The organism is Falsiruegeria sp. JB4-1, assembly GCF_055693495.1.
Window position 1 is genome coordinate 1583185 of record NZ_JBVFTZ010000001.1, and the last position, 18128, is coordinate 1601312.

The following is an 18128-nucleotide window of genomic DNA, read 5'->3' on the forward strand; positions in this document are numbered from 1 at the left end:
CACAGCGGGATCAGGCGGCGGGTTGATCAGTGGCAGCAGATCAACCCGCCGTTTCTACTTTCTGGGGACGAAAAAGTTGGCGCATAGCGAAAGGGACAGTCGTTTTGGCGCGCAGGTTCAGAGGCGAAAGCCAGAATAAGGTAGATACGAAGGGCAGGGTGTCGATTCCTGCCTCGTTTCGCCGTGTTCTAGAGGCTGGCGACCCGAACTGGCAGTCCGGCGATCAGCCCGAACTTGTCATTGTCTATGGCGACCACCGCCGCAAGTTCCTTGAATGCTACACGATGGAGGCGATCGACGAGGTCGACGCCAAGATCGACGCGCTCCCGCGTGGTTCGATGGAGCGTAAAATGCTCCAGCGCATGTTCCATGGTCAATCTTTCCCCACTGCCGTCGATGAAACCGGACGTCTGGTTTTGCCTAGCCAAGCTGCGCAAGAAGATCGACCTGGAGAAAGAGGCGTTCTTTATCGCCGCCGGTGACACTTTCCAGATCTGGAAGCCCGAAACATACGAAACGGAAGAGCTTGCCAAAGCCGAGGAATGGCTGGACGAGCTGCCAGACGATTTCGATCCGATGGCCTTCCTTGATGGCGCAGGGGGCGCGTAACGGCATGGCTGCTGCGGCCCGCCCCGATCAAGACCCTCATATCCCTGTATTGTTGCGCCCTTTGCTGGCAGCGGTGTCCCCGGTTGCGGGCACTTGGCTGGATGGGACCTTCGGCGCGGGCGGCTATACCCGCGGTTTGCTGGCCGCAGGTGCGGACACAGTCATTGGCGTAGACCGCGACCCGCTGGCGTTTGAAATGGCCGCTGATTGGGCGGGAGATTATGGCGACCGGCTGGTGATGCAGGCCGGTGTGTTTTCACGCATGGATGAATATGCAGACGATCTGGACGGTGTGGTGCTGGATCTGGGTGTTTCATCGATGCAGCTGGACTTGGCCGAACGCGGCTTTTCTTTCATGAAAGACGGCCCGTTGGATATGCGCATGTCGCAGGATGGCCCATCTGCGGCTGATCTGGTGAACGAGGCCGCCGAGGAAGATATCGCCGACATCCTGTTTCATTACGGTGAAGAACGCGCCAGCCGCCGGATCGCCAAGGCCATTGTACGAGAGCGCGCTGACGGGAAGATCACTTCGACCCTGCAGCTGGCCAAGATCATCGAATCTTGCCTGCCACGCCCCAAGCCCGGTCAATCGCATCCCGCCACGCGCAGTTTCCAAGCGCTGCGGATCGCGGTGAACGATGAATATGGCGAACTGTTTCGCGGCCTCATGGCGGCCGAGCGTGCATTGAAGCCCGGCGGCCAATTGGCTGTGGTCACCTTTCATTCTGTCGAAGACCGGATGGTCAAACGGTTCTTGCAGGCGCGTGCGGGCAAAACTGGGCGCGCCAACCGCTACGCACCGGAGATCGTACAGGATGCGCCGCAGTTCACGATCAAGACGCGCAAGGCCGTTGGGCCTGATGAGCAGGAACTGGAAGAAAACCCACGCTCACGCTCGGCCAAGTTGCGCGTGGCCATCCGTACCGACGCCCCGGCGGGGGAGGTTGAAGGAAAGAGTATCGGTATGCCGATGCTGAAGGGGGAAACGATGAGAAGCGTGATCTACGTTTTGACGGCCTTGGCGGTCTTTGGCCTTGCCCTTTGGGCCTATCAGGAAAACTACAAGACGCAGCAGGTCCTCAAAGATACCCAGCGTCTCCAGCGTGAGATTGGCGAGGCCCAGATTCGCTTGAGTGTATTGCGCGCTGAGTGGGCCTACCTCAACCGCCCGGATCGCTTGCGCGAGCTGGCCGATCTGAACTTTGACCGGTTGGGCCTGCTACCTCTGCGCCCTGATCAGTTCGGTCGCGTGGACGAGGTCGCCTATCCCCCGGTGGATCTGCCACCGATTACCAATGCGGTTGATGTTTCGACCCTGAATGGGGAGCAGTTCCCATGATCCGTACGCCGCTCCGTCCGCTTGCTCGAATTCTGGACGCCCGCAGCAAGGGCGAAAACCCAGACGCTATTGAACGCGAGAATATTCGCCAACGCCACGAAGAGATGCAGGACCGCACCCGCGCGCGTGCCGAGGGGCGTCTTTTGGTTCTGGGTGTCTTCTTCTTCTGTGCCTTTTCGGTCGTGGGTGCCCGCATGGGCCTTTTGGCCACGTCCGAGGCCCAAGAACCGCTGGCCAGTGCTCAAGGCGCCAACATCGCCACCCAACGCGCCGACATCGTCGACCGCGAAGGTCGTATTCTGGCCACCAACTTCGAAACCCATTCGCTCTATGCTCAACCACCGTTGATGGTCGACCCGGTTGCCGCTGCCGAAGGGCTGGTAACGGTGTTCCCGGATCTAGAAAAAGAGCGCCTGATCAAGGACTTCACTGGCAAGCGCAAGTTTATCTGGATCAAGAAACGGATCTCGCCCGAGCAGAAACAGGCCGTACACGATATCGGTGATCCCGGCCTGCTGTTTGGCCCGCGCGAAATGCGGCTTTATCCCAACGGTATGCTGGCCGCCCATGTGTTGGGCGGGGCAGGTTTTGGTAAGGAAGGTGTGAACGCCGCCGAGGTGATCGGTGTCGCGGGTGTGGAAAAACAGTTCGATGGCTATCTGCGCGACCCGGGCAATGGCGCCAAGCCGCTGAAACTCTCGCTGGATCTGACCGTGCAAGCCGCGGCTGAGCGTGTTCTGCTGGGCGGCATGAAGATTATGAACGCCAAGGGAGCGTCCTCGGTTCTGATGGATGTGCACACTGGCGAGGTGATTTCGGTTGCCTCATTGCCAGCGTTCGACCCCAACGACCGCCCACGCCCACCCACAGTCGGTTTTGACCCTTCCGACAGCCCGCTCTTTAACCGTGCCGTACAAGGTGTTTACGAGCTGGGGTCGGTTTACAAGATTTTTGCGGCAGCACAGGCAGTTGATCTGGGCCTCGTCAATTCGGAAACCATCATTGACACTTCGGGCCCGATGAAGGTCGGCGGCTTCAGGATTGGCGAATTCCGTAACAAGAACTATGGCAAGCTGAGTGTTGCCGACATCATCGTCAAAAGCTCGAACCGGGGCACCGGACGGCTTGCAATGCAGATCGGGATCAAGCGGCAAAAAGAGTTTCTGAACTCCTTGGGTATGTTCGACCCGACACCTTTCGAAATAGTCGAGGCGCAGGGCGGTCAACCTTTGTTGCCCAAGAAATGGGGCGAATTGAGCTCAGTCACGATCTCATATGGTCACGGGTTGTCCACGAGCCCAATGCACTTGGCGGCTGGTTATGCCGCGATTGCCAATGGCGGGCATTATGTCAGCCCGACAATCCTGCGCCAGAAAGGACCACAATATGGCCCTCGCGTGATGTCGCCGACAGCGGCCCGTCAGGCGCGCAAGATGTTGCGAAAGGTTGTGACCAGTGGGACAGCCAGCTTTGGCGAGGTTCCGGGCTATGCGGTTGGCGGCAAGACCGGCACGGCTGACAAACCCAAACCCCGCGGCGGGTACTATGATGACAAGGTGATCGCCACATTCGCCACGCTTTTTCCGGCCCACGACCCGAAATATGTGCTGGTGGTAACACTGGATGAACCATCAATCACTGCCTACGGCGAAAAGCGCCGTACCGCGGGTTGGACCGCAGTTCCGGTGGCGGCCGAGATGATTGGCCGCGTTGCGCCATTGCTGGGGCTCAGGCCGCAGGTTGAGCCCGGCGAAACCGCTGGTATAACGCTGACCTCGAATTAACCAATTGGGCAGGGGCGTCATGGGCACACCGGCAAAGAAACTCAGCCAGCTGGCCCTGACCGCGCGCGGTGGTCGGGACCCGGATATCACGGGGTTGGCGGTTGACAGCCGCGAGGTAAAATCCGGTTTTCTGTTCGCAGCGATGCCCGGCACGCGGGTACATGGCGGCGAATTCATCACCTATGCTCTGCGTATGGGGGCCTCGGCTATTCTGACAGATGCCAAAGGCGCTGAAATTGCGGCAGACGAACTGGCCCAATCGGACGTCGCGGTTGTCATTGCCGAAGACCCGCGACAGGCTTTGGCCGGGGCGGCGGCGCTTTGGTTCGGTAAACAGCCCAAGACCATGATCGCAGTTACGGGAACAAACGGCAAAACCTCGGTTTCTACTTTTGTACGTCAAATTTGGTCTGAACTGGAGCATGCCGCCATCAATCTGGGCACCACTGGTGTAGAAGGCGCCTGGACCGCGCCGCTTGCGCACACCACGCCCGAGCCGATCACGCTGCATCGTACCTTGGCCGAAGCGGTAGAGAACGGCGTGACCCACGCCGCGATGGAAGCCTCATCCCATGGTCTGGAACAACGGCGACTGGATGGCGTGCACCTTATCGCAGCAGGGTTTTCTAACTTTACCCAGGACCACCTAGACTATCACGATACCTTCGAGGCCTACTTTGCCGCCAAGGCGGGCCTGTTCCGCCGGGTGTTGCCACAGGACGGCACGGCGGTGATCAATATGGATGACCCCAAAGGGGCCGAGATGCGCGCAATCGCGGCGTCACGTGGGCAAGAGGTGTTGTCCGTGGGGCGCAGTAACTGCGATCTGAGCCTGCTGAACCAGCGGTTTGATGCCACGGGACAGGACTTGCGGTTCTCGTGGCGCGGTAAACCATTTCAAACCCGCCTCAACCTGATTGGTGGCTTTCAGGCCGAAAATATCCTGCTGGCTTGTGGTCTTGTGATTGCGAGCGGCGATGACCCAGAACACGTGTTCGACACGTTGCCCCATCTGGCGACGGTACGCGGGCGGATGCAGCTGGCCGCGACCCGCAGCAATGGCGCGTCGGTCTTTGTCGATTACTCGCATACGCCGGACGCGGTTTCGACCGCGCTGAAAGCCTTGCGCCCTCATGTTATGGGCCGCCTGATTGCCATCGTCGGCGCCGGCGGGGACCGGGATGCTGGCAAACGCCCCTTGATGGGACAAGCAGCGGCAGAAAACGCCGATATCGTCTTTGTCACCGACGATAACCCTCGTAGCGAAGACCCGGCCGCCATCCGGGCCGCCGTCATGGGCGGTGCGCCAGAAGCCACCGAAGTGGGCGACCGCGCCGAGGCGATTTTGCGCGGGGTGGATGCCTTGCAGCCGGGTGACTCGCTGCTGATTTGCGGCAAAGGGCACGAGACAGGTCAGATCGTGGGTGATCAGGTTCTGCCCTTTGACGACGTGGAACAGGCCAGCATTGCTGTAGCCGCTTTGGATGGGGGGCTGGCATGACACTCTGGACTGCAACCGAAGCCGCAGAAGCCACCAAGGGACGTGCAATAGGCGACTGGTCGGTTAATGGCGTGTCGATCGACACCCGTACCCTTGAGCCGGGTGATCTGTTTGTGGCGCTAAAGGCCGCGCGTGATGGGCATGAGTTTGTGGGGCAAGCTTTGGAGAAGGGAGCGGGTGCCGCTCTTGTCTCTCATATTCCCAATGACTTATCGGATGATGCGCCTTTGTTGCTGGTTGATGATGTGCAAACCGCGCTCGAGGATTTGGGTCGGGCAGCGCGCGCGCGCACAGATGCGCGGGTTGTGGCCGTGACCGGCTCGGTCGGCAAAACCTCGACCAAAGAAATGCTGGCAGCAATGCTGGGTGGTCAGGGCAAGACCCACGCCAGCGTGGCCAGCTACAACAACCACTGGGGCGTGCCGCTGACGCTGGCCCGGATGCCGGCAGACACTGAATTCGCAGTGATCGAGATCGGCATGAATCATCCCGGAGAGATCGCCCCGCTGGCCAAACAGACCCGCCCTCATGTGGCGATGGTCACCACCGTGGCCGCCGCACATCTAGAGGCATTCGATAGCGTAACCGCAATCGCACAAGAGAAAGCTTCGATCTTTGAAGGGTTGGAACCGGGCGGCGTGGCCGTAGTGAACGCGGATATCGACGACGCAGAGGTCCTGCGCGAAGCGGCATCGCAGGCTCGGGCGACCGTCCTCGCCTTTGGCACTAAAGCACAGGGCTATCACCTGCAAAGTGTTGAGCTTGATGGGGATCAAACCATTTCGCGTGCAGCCGTTGCGGGGCAGGAAATTACATTTGAAATTCAATCCGCTGGCGTTCATTTTGCAATGAACGGTTTAGGTGCCCTGGCTGCTGCCGCAGCCCTTGGCGCGGATCAAGGAGCCTCTGTCACCGGGCTTGCAACTTGGCGCCCCTTCAAGGGGCGCGGCGTGCGCGAGACGCTGACCTTGCCAGATGGGTCCTTCGAGTTGCTTGACGACAGCTACAATGCCAATCCTACGTCGATGGCGGCAGCGCTGGCGGTTCTTGCCGCAGCCAAGGGTGTGCGTCGCATCGCTTTTGTGGGTGACATGAAGGAGTTGGGCCCGCAAGCTGACGCGTTGCACGCAGGGCTTGCGGATTTGGAGGCGATGTCCAGCATTGAGAAGGTGCATTGTGTCGGACCTTTGATGAAATCTCTTCATTTGGCTTTACCGAATGACAAACGCGGTTTCTGGTGCGAAACCAGTGCTGAAATGGCACAAAAGCTGAATGAACTGGTCGAAACTGGCGACATCGTGCTTGCCAAAGGCTCGCTCAGCATGGGATTGGCGCGGATCGTTGACGGTCTGCGGAAATTGGGTCAAGGGGCCGGATAATCGAAGACCACGGATGAGTAGGGGCAAAAGCAGATGTTGTATTGGTTGACCGCGCTGTCGGATGGGGGGATTTCTTTAACCTCTTCCGCTATATCACTTTCCGCGCGGGCGGGGCTTTTATGACAGCGTTGCTGTTTGGCTTTCTGTTCGGGCGCCCATTGATCAACGTTCTTCGTCGCAAGCAGGGCAAGGGGCAACCGATCCGCGATGACGGCCCTGAGGGGCATTTTGCCAAAGCCGGAACGCCAACCATGGGTGGTCTGTTGATCGTCGGTGCGCTGGTGACTTCGACGCTCATGTGGGCACGGCTGGACAATCCGTTTGTATGGCTGGTGCTCTTTGTGACGCTGTCTTATGCGGCAATAGGGTTCGCCGATGATTACGCCAAAGTGTCGAAACAAAACACCAAAGGTGTGCCCGGAAGACTGAGGCTGGCGTTGGGGATCATCATTGCGGTGATCGCGTCGATCTGGGCGGCCTACAACCATCCCGAGGCGTTGCAGTATCAACTGGCGATGCCGGTGTTCAAGGACACGCTGATCAACCTCGGTCTTTTTTATGTGCCGTTTTCGATCTGCGTCATCGTTGGCGCAGCCAACGCCGTGAACCTGACCGATGGTTTGGATGGACTGGCGATTATGCCCGCCATGATCGCAGCCTCGACCCTTGGCGTGATTGCTTATGCCGTGGGGCGGGTCGACTTTACCGAATACCTTGACGTGCACTATGTGCCCGGTACTGGCGAGATCCTGATTTTCACCGCTGCACTGTTTGGCGGCGGCCTGGGTTTCCTGTGGTACAATGCTCCGCCTGCTGCAGTCTTTATGGGCGACACAGGCTCACTGGCGCTTGGCGGCGCTTTGGGTGCAATCGCCGTGGCCACCAAACACGAGCTGGTTTTGGCTATTGTGGGTGGTCTCTTCGTGGTCGAGGCACTCAGCGTGATCATTCAGGTGCTTTACTTCAAACGCACAGGCAAGCGAGTCTTTCTGATGGCTCCGATCCATCATCACTATGAGAAAAAGGGCTGGGCCGAACCCACCATCGTCATCCGTTTCTGGATCATTTCTCTGATCCTGGCGATGATCGGGTTGGCGACGTTGAAAGTCAGATAACAGAAGCTCCCGCCAGGGTGCCGACGGGCCTTTGGCCCATCTGCACCCTGTTGGGCCCTGCTCACGCTGACGCGTGAGCCTATTTGGTGGCTTGCACTGGGTCTCATGTTGCGGGCAGGGTGTCGAACAAATGTCAGAATTTCACGAGGATAGCGCATGATCCCTGTCAAAGGGTGCACTGGACAAAAGGTGGCCGTTCTTGGGTTGGGGCGGTCTGGACTTTCCGCTGCGCGCAGTTTGCGGGCTGGTGGAGCAGAGGTGGTGTGCTGGGACGACAACCCAGCTGCTCGCGAGGCCGCAGAAAGCGAGGGGTTCACCTGTGCCGAGATGCGCCGTGTCGCCGCTTTTGAGGGCGTCGCGCGACTGATTGTCAGTCCAGGTATTCCACATCTCTACCCAACCCCGAATCCAGTGGTTGCTGTCGCGATGGATGCTGGTGTGCCCGTGGACAACGACATCGGATTGTTTTTCCAATCCTTTGCCGATGCCACCTGGAACAATTTCGAAACCTTGCCGCGGGTCGTGGCTGTGACGGGATCGAATGGAAAGTCGACAACGGCAGCCTTGATACATCACATACTGACCGAAGCAGGCCACCCGTCGCAATTGGCTGGCAATATTGGTCGGGGTGTTTTGGACATCGATCCTGCCGAGAATGGCTCGGTGATCGTTCTGGAATTGTCCAGCTATCAGACAGAACTTGCGCGATCCTTGACCCCTGACGTGGCGGTCTTCACTAACCTCAGCCCTGACCATTTGGATCGCCATGGCGGAATCGGCGGTTATTTCGCGGCCAAGAGGCGGCTGTTTTCTGAGGGTGGACCGGATCGTGCCATCATTGGGATCGATGAAGCTGAGGGGATGTTTCTGGCCAATCAACTGTCCGAGGGCACGGCAGATGACCGGGTCATTCGATTGTCTGTGGACCGCAAGCTCTCTGGTCCTGGCTGGCATGTTTTTTCCCGAAAGGGGTTTCTGAGCGAATACCGCAAAGGTCGGCAGGCTGGATCGATCGACCTGCGGCCGATCAAGGGTTTGCCTGGCTCTCACAATCATCAGAATGCCTGTGCCGCCTATGCCGCCTGTCGGTCGTTGGGTTTGGCTCCACGCGTGATCGAGGCGGCTTTGCACAGCTATCCGGGTCTGCCTCATCGCAGCCAGATCATCGCGGAAGCGAATGGCGTGACCTTTGTTAATGATTCCAAGGCCACAAATGTCGACTCGGCGGTTAAAGCTTTGCAGGCGTTCAAGAAGATCCGGTGGATCTGTGGCGGGCTGGAAAAGGAAGGCGGGCTATCGGCATTGAGTGCAGCAACGGACAATGTCCAAAAGGCCTATGTAATCGGGCGCGAGGCGGCGGCATTTGCCATGCAGCTAGAGGTCGAGGCCGAGGTGTGCACGACCATGTCCCGCGCCGTTGAGCGAGCAATGGCGGAAATGCAGGACGGGGAAACTGTGTTGCTTGCTCCCGCGGCTGCGAGTTTCGATCAATACGACAACTTTGAACAACGCGGCGAAGATTTCGAGGCAGAGGTCCGCGCCAGGCTATCTGGCTGAGCGGGCACACGATGCGATTGATCTTGCTCGTGATGCTATCGTTTTTTGGGGTCTCGTCACCGGGGTTAACCCAGACCAGGCAATATGTCCTGGATGTGCAGTTGAATGAGCAGGTTCATGTTGGCCGTTTGGATGGAATCTGCGCTCTGGGTCAGAACCTGGCCAAGGGTTGTACCGCCATACGTGAACGAAGGATTTTGGATGCGTCAGTAAACCCATGGCAAGCGATCGGCCGGGTCAATTTCGCAAGCCGTCAAATCCTTACGCATTGTTCGGGTGTGCTTGTTTCAAGTCGCTTGGTCCTGACGGCTGCGCATTGTTTGTTCAACAACGCGCGCAAGACATGGATCCCTCCGTCGTCCATCAGATTTGTGGCCGGGTATCAACGTGGCAAGGCCGTTGCGGTATCGACTGTGACGCGGTTTATCATGGATCCGGTCAATGACACCCGGCAACGCAGCTTTCAGGCCAAAGCACAACAGGATTGGGCTCTATTGGTGCTGAAAGATCCGCTTGGGGATCGCGTCGGGTTTCTTCCGATGACAACGAAGTTAGACCCGAATGCAGCATATAGCGTTGCTGGTTATCCTGCGCTGCGAAAGAATGTACTTTCTCTGGCCACCGATTGCGGGGCTCCAGTCGAGGGTGTTGAAACTGATCTGTTGATCCAGCGTTGTTCGGTCATGAAAGGCGATTCAGGAGCGCCTTTGTTGATGATGAAAGGGGATCGCCCTTGGGTCGTGGGGGTTTTGTCGGCCCTTTCGAGCAGTCGGGATGGACCGGTCAGCGTCGGAGTGCCCTCATCCACGTTCAGCCGGTATTTCAACCCGATTTGAATTGGCGACTTACTTCGCGGAAATGGCTTTGCCCGCTGCATGCCCTGACGCCCAGGCCCATTGGAAATTGAACCCGCCGAGCCAGCCAGTCACATCCACCGCCTCGCCAATAAAATAAAGGCCTGGAACGGTTTCGACCTCCATTGTTCGTGACGACAGCGCCGAAGTGTCGATGCCACCCAGTGTAACTTCGGCAGTGCGGTAGCCCTCGGTTCCTGAAGGTGTAACGCACCAGTTTGAAAGTGCGGTACACAAGGCCTGCAACCTGTCGTCCGACTGATCCGCCAAGTTTCCGTCCATTGGAATATCACCCTTGAGGCTATCAACAAGGCGGGCCGGGAGATGCGTGGCCAATTCGGTGGTCAGTGCCTTGCGTCCATGGACCTGACGCTGCTCGCGCAGGGCGTCGAAGAGGGAGCCGTTGGGGTTAAAATTGATCGAGATCTCCTCTCCCTCGCGCCAGAAAGACGACAATTGCAACACAGCAGGCCCGCTAAGGCCGCGATGGGTAAATAGGAGGGCCTCGTCAAAGCTGGTACGAGAGTTGCTCAGACGCACGGGGGTGGAGACACCGGCAAGTGGCTTGAACCGTCCCTCGGGAAAGGTAAAGGGCACCAAAGCAGGGCGCGTTTCTGTAACAGGGACGTCGAATTGGCGTGCGACGTCATATGCGAGACCGGTGGCGCCCATCTTGGGGATTGATTTGCCGCCGGTGGCCAGAACCAGATTTCGGCACGTTACAACATGGCGCTGGCTGTCCTTTTCGAAAGTCAGGCGGTAACCACTGTCTGTCTTGCTCAAATCCACAAGCGAGGTTTGCAGCCACAAGGTAGCACCTGCTTGGTTCATCTCTTGCACAAGCATCGATACGATCTGCTTTGACGAGCCGTCGCAAAACAGCTGCCCAAGTGTCTTTTCGTGCCAAGCGATGCCGTGGCGCCCGACCAATTCGATGAAATCCCACTGGGTATAGCGCGCGAGTGCAGATTTGCAGAAATGGGGGTTCTGCGACAGAAAGTTGCCAGGCTCGGCATACATGTTGGTGAAATTGCAGCGCCCGCCACCCGAAATGCGGATTTTCTCGCCCGGATTCTTGGCGTGATCCACCACCAAAGTGCGCCCGCCCGCATAGGCGGCGCACATCATGCCAGCAGCTCCGGCACCCAGGATGATCGTGTCAAATCTCATGCGCCGGGCATGGCCGGGTTTGGGCGCGATGGCAAGAGGAATGGGGTTCGACGTCTTGCTCGAAAAGTGCGGAAAGTCCGTGACGAGCCCATACCAGACAACCTCTTCCGACAACTGATAACATAAAAACGAGAGTTAAAGATGTGTGTGGACAACTTTGAGAGCATGCTCAAGTGTTGCGCGTGCAAAGTCAGCGTCTATGTTGCCATCTCTACCGACCGGAGGCATCAACGACGCTTTTCTCTCTGCCTTTTCAACTGGAAAAACCCGCCCTTCCATTACGGTTCCCCAGACTTTAACGTCTCTGATTTTCATTGGATCCACCGCAATAGGGTTGTCGTCGAGAATGGTAAAGTTTGCGCGTTTCCCTGGTTCAATGCTGCCGATCTCATCTTCAAGTTTCAATGAAAAGGCGGCTTTGATCGTGACACCTCGAAGGGCTTCCTCCGCACCGACCCGTTGATCCGGCCCCGCGATACGACCTGACGCAGTCACCCTGTTTACGGCACACCACATCAGGAAAAGCGGATCGGCTTAGCGCCATTGGCATATCGGAATGCAGCGACCAAGAAATGCCTGCCCTCGAAACATCGCCCAGACGTACCATCGCATCCGCTCTCTTCGGCCCGAGTCCGACAGCAGAATATTGGTCTGAAAGGGCAGTGACGTAGTATGGATTGCCACTGACGATGGCGCCAAGGTTCGAAATTCTGTGCACCTGTTCTTCGGCGCTAACTGCGAAATGAACCAGAACGGTCCGATGGTCATAGCGCGGATTGCGTCTTAGGTTCATTTCCAGTGCGTCCAGAACGCGATCAAGTCCAGCGTCTCCGTTTACGTGCACATGGATTTGGTAACCTGCATCCCAGTAGATGCGAAATGCTCTGTCAAACAGGCTTTTGTCCATCATCCATTCGCCTTCGTGCCCATCCAGATACGGATCACGTACCTGCATGAGTAACGAATAGATTGCCCCGTCCGCAAACAGCTTGGCTTGCTTGGGCGCAAGGCTGGTCATGCCCCCATACCAGCTTTCAAGTTTTTCGGTCTCGGCGATTACCTGATCGTCATCGGCGTAGGTGTCGACCAAGGTTTTCGCGTCCGGCATGAAGGACCAACGGAAGGGCATGTCGGGACTGGACATAACCGCGTTGATGCCGTCCTGAACTGGCTTGGCCAGAATGCCACCGGGTTCGTTTCCAAACGTAATGCCTTTGGCGTGCATGTAGTCACGCGTCAGTTCCAAACCGGACTGCAGTCGTTCTGGGGTTGCGGCAATTGAAGCTATGAATGGCAACACCGCAAACAATCCCTGTTCCCAGAACCGTCCCTCCGAAAAATTGGACTGTGCCTGCTCCGAAGCTCCAAACCCTTCGACGACGTCCTGCGTGACACCGCCCATTTCCAGTGCGGCACTGTTCAGTATCATCTCATGGCACGACCTTGCCCAAACCAGTATCGGTTGGGTCGAACTTATAGCGTCAAGGTCCTCCCGCGTAAGCGGGCCATAAAAGGCTGGGTGATACCCCCATGAAACGACTGGCTCAGATGGGTCGGTACGTTGCTCGACTGCTTTTGTCAGCCGGTCGGTGAAGTCTTTTTGTCCTTTACGGCAGGCACCGTGCCCGTGGGCAAAACCCAATCTTCAATTGAAAGGATTTCCGAAGACATCGTGAGAGCCGCCAAAAGCGGGTGATCATGCTGGGCGATAAAACCAGGCACAATGACGTGGTCGGCAAATGTTGTATCGACTTTATGGCGCTGCCCTTTAAGGATGCGTTGAACGTCTTCAAGACTACCAACCAAAAGGATGCGGCCATTTACGACGGCGACGGCTTCAGCCGAGGGCTTTGCCGGATCAAGCGTCATTATTTCTCTGGCGGTGTAAACCGTCACCTCAGGAAGTGGTACGATTGCCGTTCCCAATTCAGAAAGCGAACTGGACTGTCCAAATGCAGCGCTAAGCGGTGTTAATGCCGTTGCACCGGCAAGCCCTGCTCTTAGAAATATGCGACGGTTGATCCTGGGCATTTCTGACCTCCTGAAGTCTGTTTTTGTACTATGCCGGAGAAACGCAGCGGCAACCAAATGGTTTTCAAGTAGGTTTACATACAGAAGTTACTTCTTTGCGAGCGTCCGCTTAGTCCGCACAGCAGGTCTTGGACTTTACTAGCGCTGCGTCGTTTCAGTTTTGGTTAAGCGTTGTAGAAAGACGCCGCACTTTTCGCTGGAAAGGCAGCTCGCTAAGCGCTCAGTTTCTTAGCCAGTTGCTGTTGGCTGGTCAGTTGGTCCTGTTGGATCGCTTCACCGAAAGTGGCGAGTTGGGGGGCAGATACGCCACTTCAGGCCGTTTTTTGCCCGCCTCCCGTATATCCCCTAGCCCAAATGCAAAACTGTCTGTAGAGTCGGCCACAGATCCCGAAAAGGGACATCAACGAGGCAGATCAGTGGCGGTAATCTCATGACTGAGATGGTGTATGGTGCCGTGCCCGCGCAGGGCGGCGAACCAATTCTTCCGAAATGGTGGCGGACGCTCGACAAATGGTCGATGTCCTGTGTGTTGATCCTGTTTGGGATCGGCTTGCTGTTGGGGCTGGCTGCATCGCCGCCCCTTGCCGCGCGCAACGGGTTTGATCCCTTCCACTATGTTGAACGTCAAGCGATCTTTGGCGGGGCGGCTTTGGTTGCCATGCTGCTGACGTCGATGATGTCGCCCACGCTAGTGCGGCGTTTGGCGGTTCTTGGGTTTTTGTGTTCTTTTGTGGCGCTTGCGTTTCTGCCGATCTTTGGAACGGATTTCGGCAAAGGTGCTGTGCGGTGGTATTCGTTGGGTTTTGCATCTGTGCAGCCATCCGAATTTCTGAAGCCGGGCTTTGTGGTTGTCGCCGCGTGGCTTTTTGCCGCCAGCCAGCAGATCAACGGCCCTCCGGGTCGCCTGTGGTCGTTTGCGCTGTGCATGGCGATCGTGGCGATGCTGGTGATGCAGCCCGATTTTGGTCAGGCCTGTCTGGTGCTCTTTGGCTGGGGCGTAATGTACTTCGTGGCCGGAGCGCCGATGTTGCTCTTGGTGGCCATGGCGGGTGTTGTGGTTCTGGGCGGCATGGTTGCCTATTCCAGTTCCGAGCATTTCGCGCGTCGAATTGACGGCTTTCTGAACCCCGACGTGGACCCCACAACTCAGCTGGGCTATGCGACCAACGCGATCCGCGAGGGTGGCTTGTTTGGTGTTGGCGTGGGCGAGGGGCAGGTGAAATGGTCGCTGCCTGACGCGCATACCGATTTCATCATTGCCGTCGCCGCCGAGGAATATGGTCTGATCCTGGTTCTGATCATCATCCTGCTCTACGCCTCGATCGTGGTGCGCTCCTTGCTGCGTCTGATGCGGGAACGTGATCCGTTCATCCGACTGGCCGGTACCGGTCTGGCCTGCATGTTCGGTGTTCAGGCGATGATCAACATGGGTGTGGCAGTGCGACTGCTGCCAGCAAAAGGCATGACGTTGCCCTTTGTCAGCTACGGTGGATCATCGCTGATTGCCGGTGGGATTGCTCTGGGGATGCTGCTGGCGTTTACAAGAACGCGCCCTCAAGGCGAATTTGGTGACATTTTGCGCGGACGGGGATGATGACGCAAAACTATCTGCTGATTGCGGCAGGCGGCACTGGTGGGCACATGTTCCCGGCACAGGCGCTGGCCGAAGCGATGTTAAAAAAGGTTGGCGGGTGCGCCTGTCAACAGATGCACGCGGCGCGCGCTATACGGGCGGCTTTCCGCATACGACCGAGATTGTCGAGGCATCGAGTGCGACTTTTGCCCGCGGCGGTGTGCTGGCCAAAGCACTGGTGGCCCCAAAGATCGCGGGTGGCATCGCCAGCATGGCCTGGCAGATGAAGCGCGACACGCCGGATGTTGTCGTGGGATTTGGCGGCTATCCGTCGATCCCGGCGCTTGGAGCGGCGACGCTGTTGAAGCTGCCGCGCATGATCCACGAACAGAACGGGGTTCTGGGACGGGTCAATCAGCTTTTTGCAAAACGCGTCGCAGGTATTGCCTGCGGCACCTGGCCCACGGATGTGCCCGAGGGCGTGGAGGCCGGTCATGTGGGCAACCCGGTGCGCGCCGCGATCCTGGAACGGGCCGGGGCAGGCTATATCTCGCCCGGGGATTATCCGATGTCGGTGCTGGTCATGGGCGGCTCACAAGGTGCGCGCATCCTGTCGGATGTGGTGCCCGGAGCGATCGCAATGTTGCCCGATGACTTGCGTCAATACATTCGCGTCGCCCATCAGGCCCGCGATGAAGATGGCGAGCGGGTGACGCAGTTTTACGCCGAAAACGGCATTGCAGCCGAAGTGAAGCCCTTCTTCAACGATGTCCCGCGTCGCATGTCCGAGGCGCAACTGGTAGTGAGCCGGTCCGGTGCCTCCAGTGTCGCGGATATTTCTGTCATTGGGCGGCCATCCATCCTGATCCCCTTTGCCGCGGCGACGGGGATCACCAGACCGCCAATGCGCGTGGGCTGGTCGACGCCGGTGGCGCGATCATGATCCCGGAAAGCCGCCTTGACTCTGCCGTGTTGGCAGAGCAGATGGCGGCGGTTCTTACAAACCCACAAGCCGCTCAGCAGATGGCCAACGCCGCGCTCAGTGTTGGTATCCCGGATGCAACCGAGCGTCTGGTGGCGCTTGTCGAAGATCTGGCCCAAGGCGCGGCCTGAAAGGAAAACGGATGACCCCTGCAACCAAGCTCCCCACTGACGTCGGACCGATCCATTTCGTGGGCATCGGCGGGATTGGCATGTCGGGCATCGCCGAGGTGTTGTTGAACCTTGGCTACCAGGTGCAGGGTTCCGACCTGAAGGCGTCGAAAATCACCGACCGCCTTGGCGAACTGGGCGCGCGCATCTTTGTTGGCCAGAGCGCCGAAAACCTTGAAGGCGCGGCAGTTGTCGTGGTGTCCACCGCGATCAAGCCGGGTAACCCCGAGCTGGACGGCGCACGCGCCCAGGGCCTGCCGGTGGTGCGTCGCGCCGACATGCTGGCGGAACTGATGCGCCTGAAATCCAACATCGCGATTGCAGGCACGCACGGTAAGACCACCACCACGACGATGATGGCCGAATTGATGGTGGCCGGAGACTTTGACCCAACCGTGATCAATGGCGGCATCATTCACGCCTATGGCTCAAACGCGCGGATGGGGCAGGGCGAATGGATGGTGGTCGAAGCGGATGAAAGCGACGGCTCGTTCAACCGTCTGCCCGCGACAATCGCCATCGTTACCAACATCGACCCCGAGCACATGGAGCATTGGGGCGATTTCGACACGCTGCGCGACGGGTTTTATGAATTTGTCTCGAACCTGCCGTTCTACGGGCTGGCCGTTTGCTGCACCGATCATACCGAGGTGCAGGCACTGGTGGGCCGGATCACTGATCGCCGCGTGCGCACCTATGGGTTCAACGCGCAGGCCGATGTGCGCGCCGTCAACCTGACCTACAAGGGGGGCGTGGCGCATTTCGACGTTCATTTGCAGCACGAGGATATGGTGATCGAGGGATGTACCCTGCCGATGCCGGGTGACCACAATGTCTCAAACGCTTTGTCTGCCATCGCAGTGGCCCGTCATCTGGGCATGAAGGCCGATGAAATCCGCACCGCGCTAGCCAACTTTGGCGGCGTCAACCGGCGCTTTACCAAGGTGGGTGAGGTGGACGGTGTGACCATCATTGACGATTATGGTCACCACCCTGTTGAGATTGCCGCCGTTTTGAAAGCGGCGCGACAGGCGAGCGAGGGTCGTGTGATTGCAGTGCACCAGCCGCACCGCTATTCGCGCCTGCACAGCCTGTTTGATGATTTCTGCGCCTGTTTTAACGAAGCCGACGTCGTGGCTATTGCCGAGGTCTTTGCCGCAGGCGAAGACCCGATTGAGGGCGCCGACCGGGACGCTTTGGTCGAGGGGTTGATCCGCCATGGCCACCGTCATGCACGCGCCATCCTGAACGAGGATGATCTGGAGCGTTTGGTGCGCGAACAAGCGCGCGCAGGCGACATGGTTGTCTGCCTTGGTGCTGGCACGATCAGCGCCTGGGCCAACGGGTTGCCAGCGCGTCTTGGGTGACGCGGTTATAGGAAGAGAGCCAACGTGACGCTTTTGATTGTTGTTTCGGCCATTTGGGTTCTTGCCGCCATGCGGCGTTGCGATGTTGCCGCTGCGCCATCAATACGTGCCGGGCGTCACCTTGATGTTGGCGGCACCGGTTCTGATTTACCTGTTGAGTCGCGAGTTTGGTTGGGTTGCCGGGATTGCTGCCGCAATTGCATTCATGTCGATGTTCCGCAATCCGCTGCGCTATTTTTGGCGCAAGTGGGCGGGTGGCGATGCTGACACTCTGATCAAGGAACAGGAGCCTCACTGATGATTTCCATCGCGCTTGTCTGTTTTTGGGCCATCGTGGCCAACGTGCTGGCGATGACGCCAAGCAAGGACAACCATTGGCGCAACGCCTATGTGTTGATCGCCATCGGCATCCCGCTTTTGGGTTATGTCACCTACGAAAACGGCCCCTGGGTTGGGCTGGTGGTCCTGCTGGGTGGCATGTCGGTACTGCGCTGGCCAGTGATCTACCTGGGCCGTTGGGTGCGGGGAAAAAGCTGAGCCGGGGTTCGCGATTTGGATATCGCTTGCCCAGTGTACATAGATCAGCCCCTGACCCTGGGTTGAGGGCTGGTCGGCGTCGCCGACTTGGGGACGACCCTGTTGCCGAACTCCTATTGCGGTCTATCCGATTTGTGGTGTCATGGAGCTGTGGTTC

14 protein-coding genes and 4 pseudogenes are annotated in these 18128 nt (G+C 58.2%); 14 read left to right on the forward strand and 4 right to left on the reverse strand.

Features of this window, described 5'->3' with window-relative positions; translation table 11 throughout:
* Window positions 1–104: 104 nt before the first annotated feature.
* From mraZ to ACZ1HE_RS08215, 9 genes and pseudogenes are all read left to right on the forward strand, one after another.
* Window positions 105–609: pseudogene (gene mraZ / locus ACZ1HE_RS08175) on the forward strand (division/cell wall cluster transcriptional repressor MraZ).
* Between the two features lie 4 nt (window positions 610–613).
* Window positions 614–1594: pseudogene (rsmH, locus tag ACZ1HE_RS08180) on the forward strand (16S rRNA (cytosine(1402)-N(4))-methyltransferase RsmH); the annotation flags it as partial.
* Window positions 1595–1600: 6 nt separating this feature from the next.
* Window positions 1601–1951, forward strand: a complete 351-nt coding sequence (gene ftsL, locus ACZ1HE_RS08185; RefSeq protein ID WP_472624407.1) for a cell division protein FtsL — start codon at window positions 1601–1603, stop codon at window positions 1949–1951.
* Window positions 1948–3735: a peptidoglycan D,D-transpeptidase FtsI family protein gene (locus ACZ1HE_RS08190; RefSeq protein WP_472620324.1), complete on the forward strand. Its 1788-nt coding sequence runs from the start codon at window positions 1948–1950 to the stop codon at window positions 3733–3735. The genes ftsL and ACZ1HE_RS08190 overlap by 4 nt, the downstream gene beginning before the upstream one ends.
* A 19-nt stretch (window positions 3736–3754) precedes the next feature.
* Window positions 3755–5236 (forward strand): UDP-N-acetylmuramoyl-L-alanyl-D-glutamate--2,6-diaminopimelate ligase, encoded by a 1482-nt coding sequence (locus tag ACZ1HE_RS08195; protein ID WP_472620325.1) that lies wholly within the window; start codon window positions 3755–3757, stop codon window positions 5234–5236.
* Entirely contained in the window at window positions 5233–6615 is a 1383-nt protein-coding gene (locus ACZ1HE_RS08200) for a UDP-N-acetylmuramoyl-tripeptide--D-alanyl-D-alanine ligase (protein WP_472620326.1), read from the forward strand. Before ACZ1HE_RS08195 ends, ACZ1HE_RS08200 begins: the two co-directional genes overlap by 4 nt.
* 33 nt (window positions 6616–6648) lie before the next feature.
* A pseudogene (mraY, locus tag ACZ1HE_RS08205) lies at window positions 6649–7730 on the forward strand (phospho-N-acetylmuramoyl-pentapeptide-transferase).
* Between the two features lie 156 nt (window positions 7731–7886).
* Complete coding sequence (gene murD / locus ACZ1HE_RS08210) at window positions 7887–9287, forward strand: UDP-N-acetylmuramoyl-L-alanine--D-glutamate ligase (RefSeq protein WP_472620327.1); 1401 nt, start codon at window positions 7887–7889, stop codon at window positions 9285–9287.
* An 11-nt stretch (window positions 9288–9298) separates the two neighbouring features.
* Window positions 9299–10123 carry a trypsin-like serine peptidase gene (locus tag ACZ1HE_RS08215; RefSeq protein ID WP_472620328.1) on the forward strand — a complete coding sequence of 275 codons (825 nt, stop codon included), beginning with the start codon at window positions 9299–9301 and terminating at the stop codon, window positions 10121–10123.
* Window positions 10124–10132: 9 nt separating this feature from the next.
* Here the strand turns inward: ACZ1HE_RS08215 and ACZ1HE_RS08220 are convergent, their stop codons facing one another.
* The 4 genes from ACZ1HE_RS08220 to ACZ1HE_RS08235 all read right to left on the reverse strand — a co-directional run bounded on the left by ACZ1HE_RS08220 (window position 10133) and on the right by ACZ1HE_RS08235 (window position 13342).
* Window positions 10133–11311: a BaiN/RdsA family NAD(P)/FAD-dependent oxidoreductase gene (locus ACZ1HE_RS08220; protein ID WP_472620329.1), complete on the reverse strand. Its 1179-nt coding sequence runs from the start codon at window positions 11309–11311 to the stop codon at window positions 10133–10135.
* Window positions 11312–11446: 135 nt separating this feature from the next.
* A complete protein-coding gene (locus ACZ1HE_RS08225) occupies window positions 11447–11806 on the reverse strand; it encodes an amidohydrolase family protein (protein WP_472620330.1) in 360 nt (119 codons plus the stop codon).
* Window positions 11706–12953, reverse strand: a complete 1248-nt coding sequence (locus ACZ1HE_RS08230) for an amidohydrolase (RefSeq protein ID WP_472620331.1) — start codon at window positions 12951–12953, stop codon at window positions 11706–11708. The genes ACZ1HE_RS08225 and ACZ1HE_RS08230 overlap by 101 nt, the downstream gene beginning before the upstream one ends.
* A complete protein-coding gene (locus ACZ1HE_RS08235; RefSeq protein WP_472620332.1) occupies window positions 12890–13342 on the reverse strand; it encodes a hypothetical protein in 453 nt (150 codons plus the stop codon). Before ACZ1HE_RS08235 ends, ACZ1HE_RS08230 begins: the two co-directional genes overlap by 64 nt.
* 430 nt (window positions 13343–13772) lie before the next feature.
* Between ACZ1HE_RS08235 and ftsW the strand changes: the two genes are divergently transcribed.
* The 5 genes and pseudogenes from ftsW (at window position 13773) to ACZ1HE_RS08260 (ending at window position 17971) form a co-directional block, all read left to right on the forward strand.
* Entirely contained in the window at window positions 13773–14936 is a 1164-nt protein-coding gene (gene ftsW / locus ACZ1HE_RS08240; protein ID WP_472620333.1) for a putative lipid II flippase FtsW, read from the forward strand.
* Window positions 14936–16028 (forward strand): annotated as a pseudogene (locus ACZ1HE_RS08245) (UDP-N-acetylglucosamine--N-acetylmuramyl-(pentapeptide) pyrophosphoryl-undecaprenol N-acetylglucosamine transferase). Before ftsW ends, ACZ1HE_RS08245 begins: the two are co-directional and overlap by 1 nt.
* Before the next feature lie 11 nt (window positions 16029–16039).
* Entirely contained in the window at window positions 16040–17434 is a 1395-nt protein-coding gene (gene murC, locus ACZ1HE_RS08250) for a UDP-N-acetylmuramate--L-alanine ligase (protein WP_472620334.1), read from the forward strand.
* Window positions 17435–17516: 82 nt separating this feature from the next.
* The gene (locus ACZ1HE_RS08255) at window positions 17517–17732 is read left to right on the forward strand and encodes a DUF2484 family protein (protein WP_472620335.1); all 216 of its coding nucleotides are present in this window, start codon (window positions 17517–17519) and stop codon (window positions 17730–17732) included.
* A complete protein-coding gene (locus ACZ1HE_RS08260) occupies window positions 17732–17971 on the forward strand; it encodes a DUF2484 family protein (protein WP_472620336.1) in 240 nt (79 codons plus the stop codon). The genes ACZ1HE_RS08255 and ACZ1HE_RS08260 overlap by 1 nt, the downstream gene beginning before the upstream one ends.
* Window positions 17972–18128: the final 157 nt, after the last annotated feature.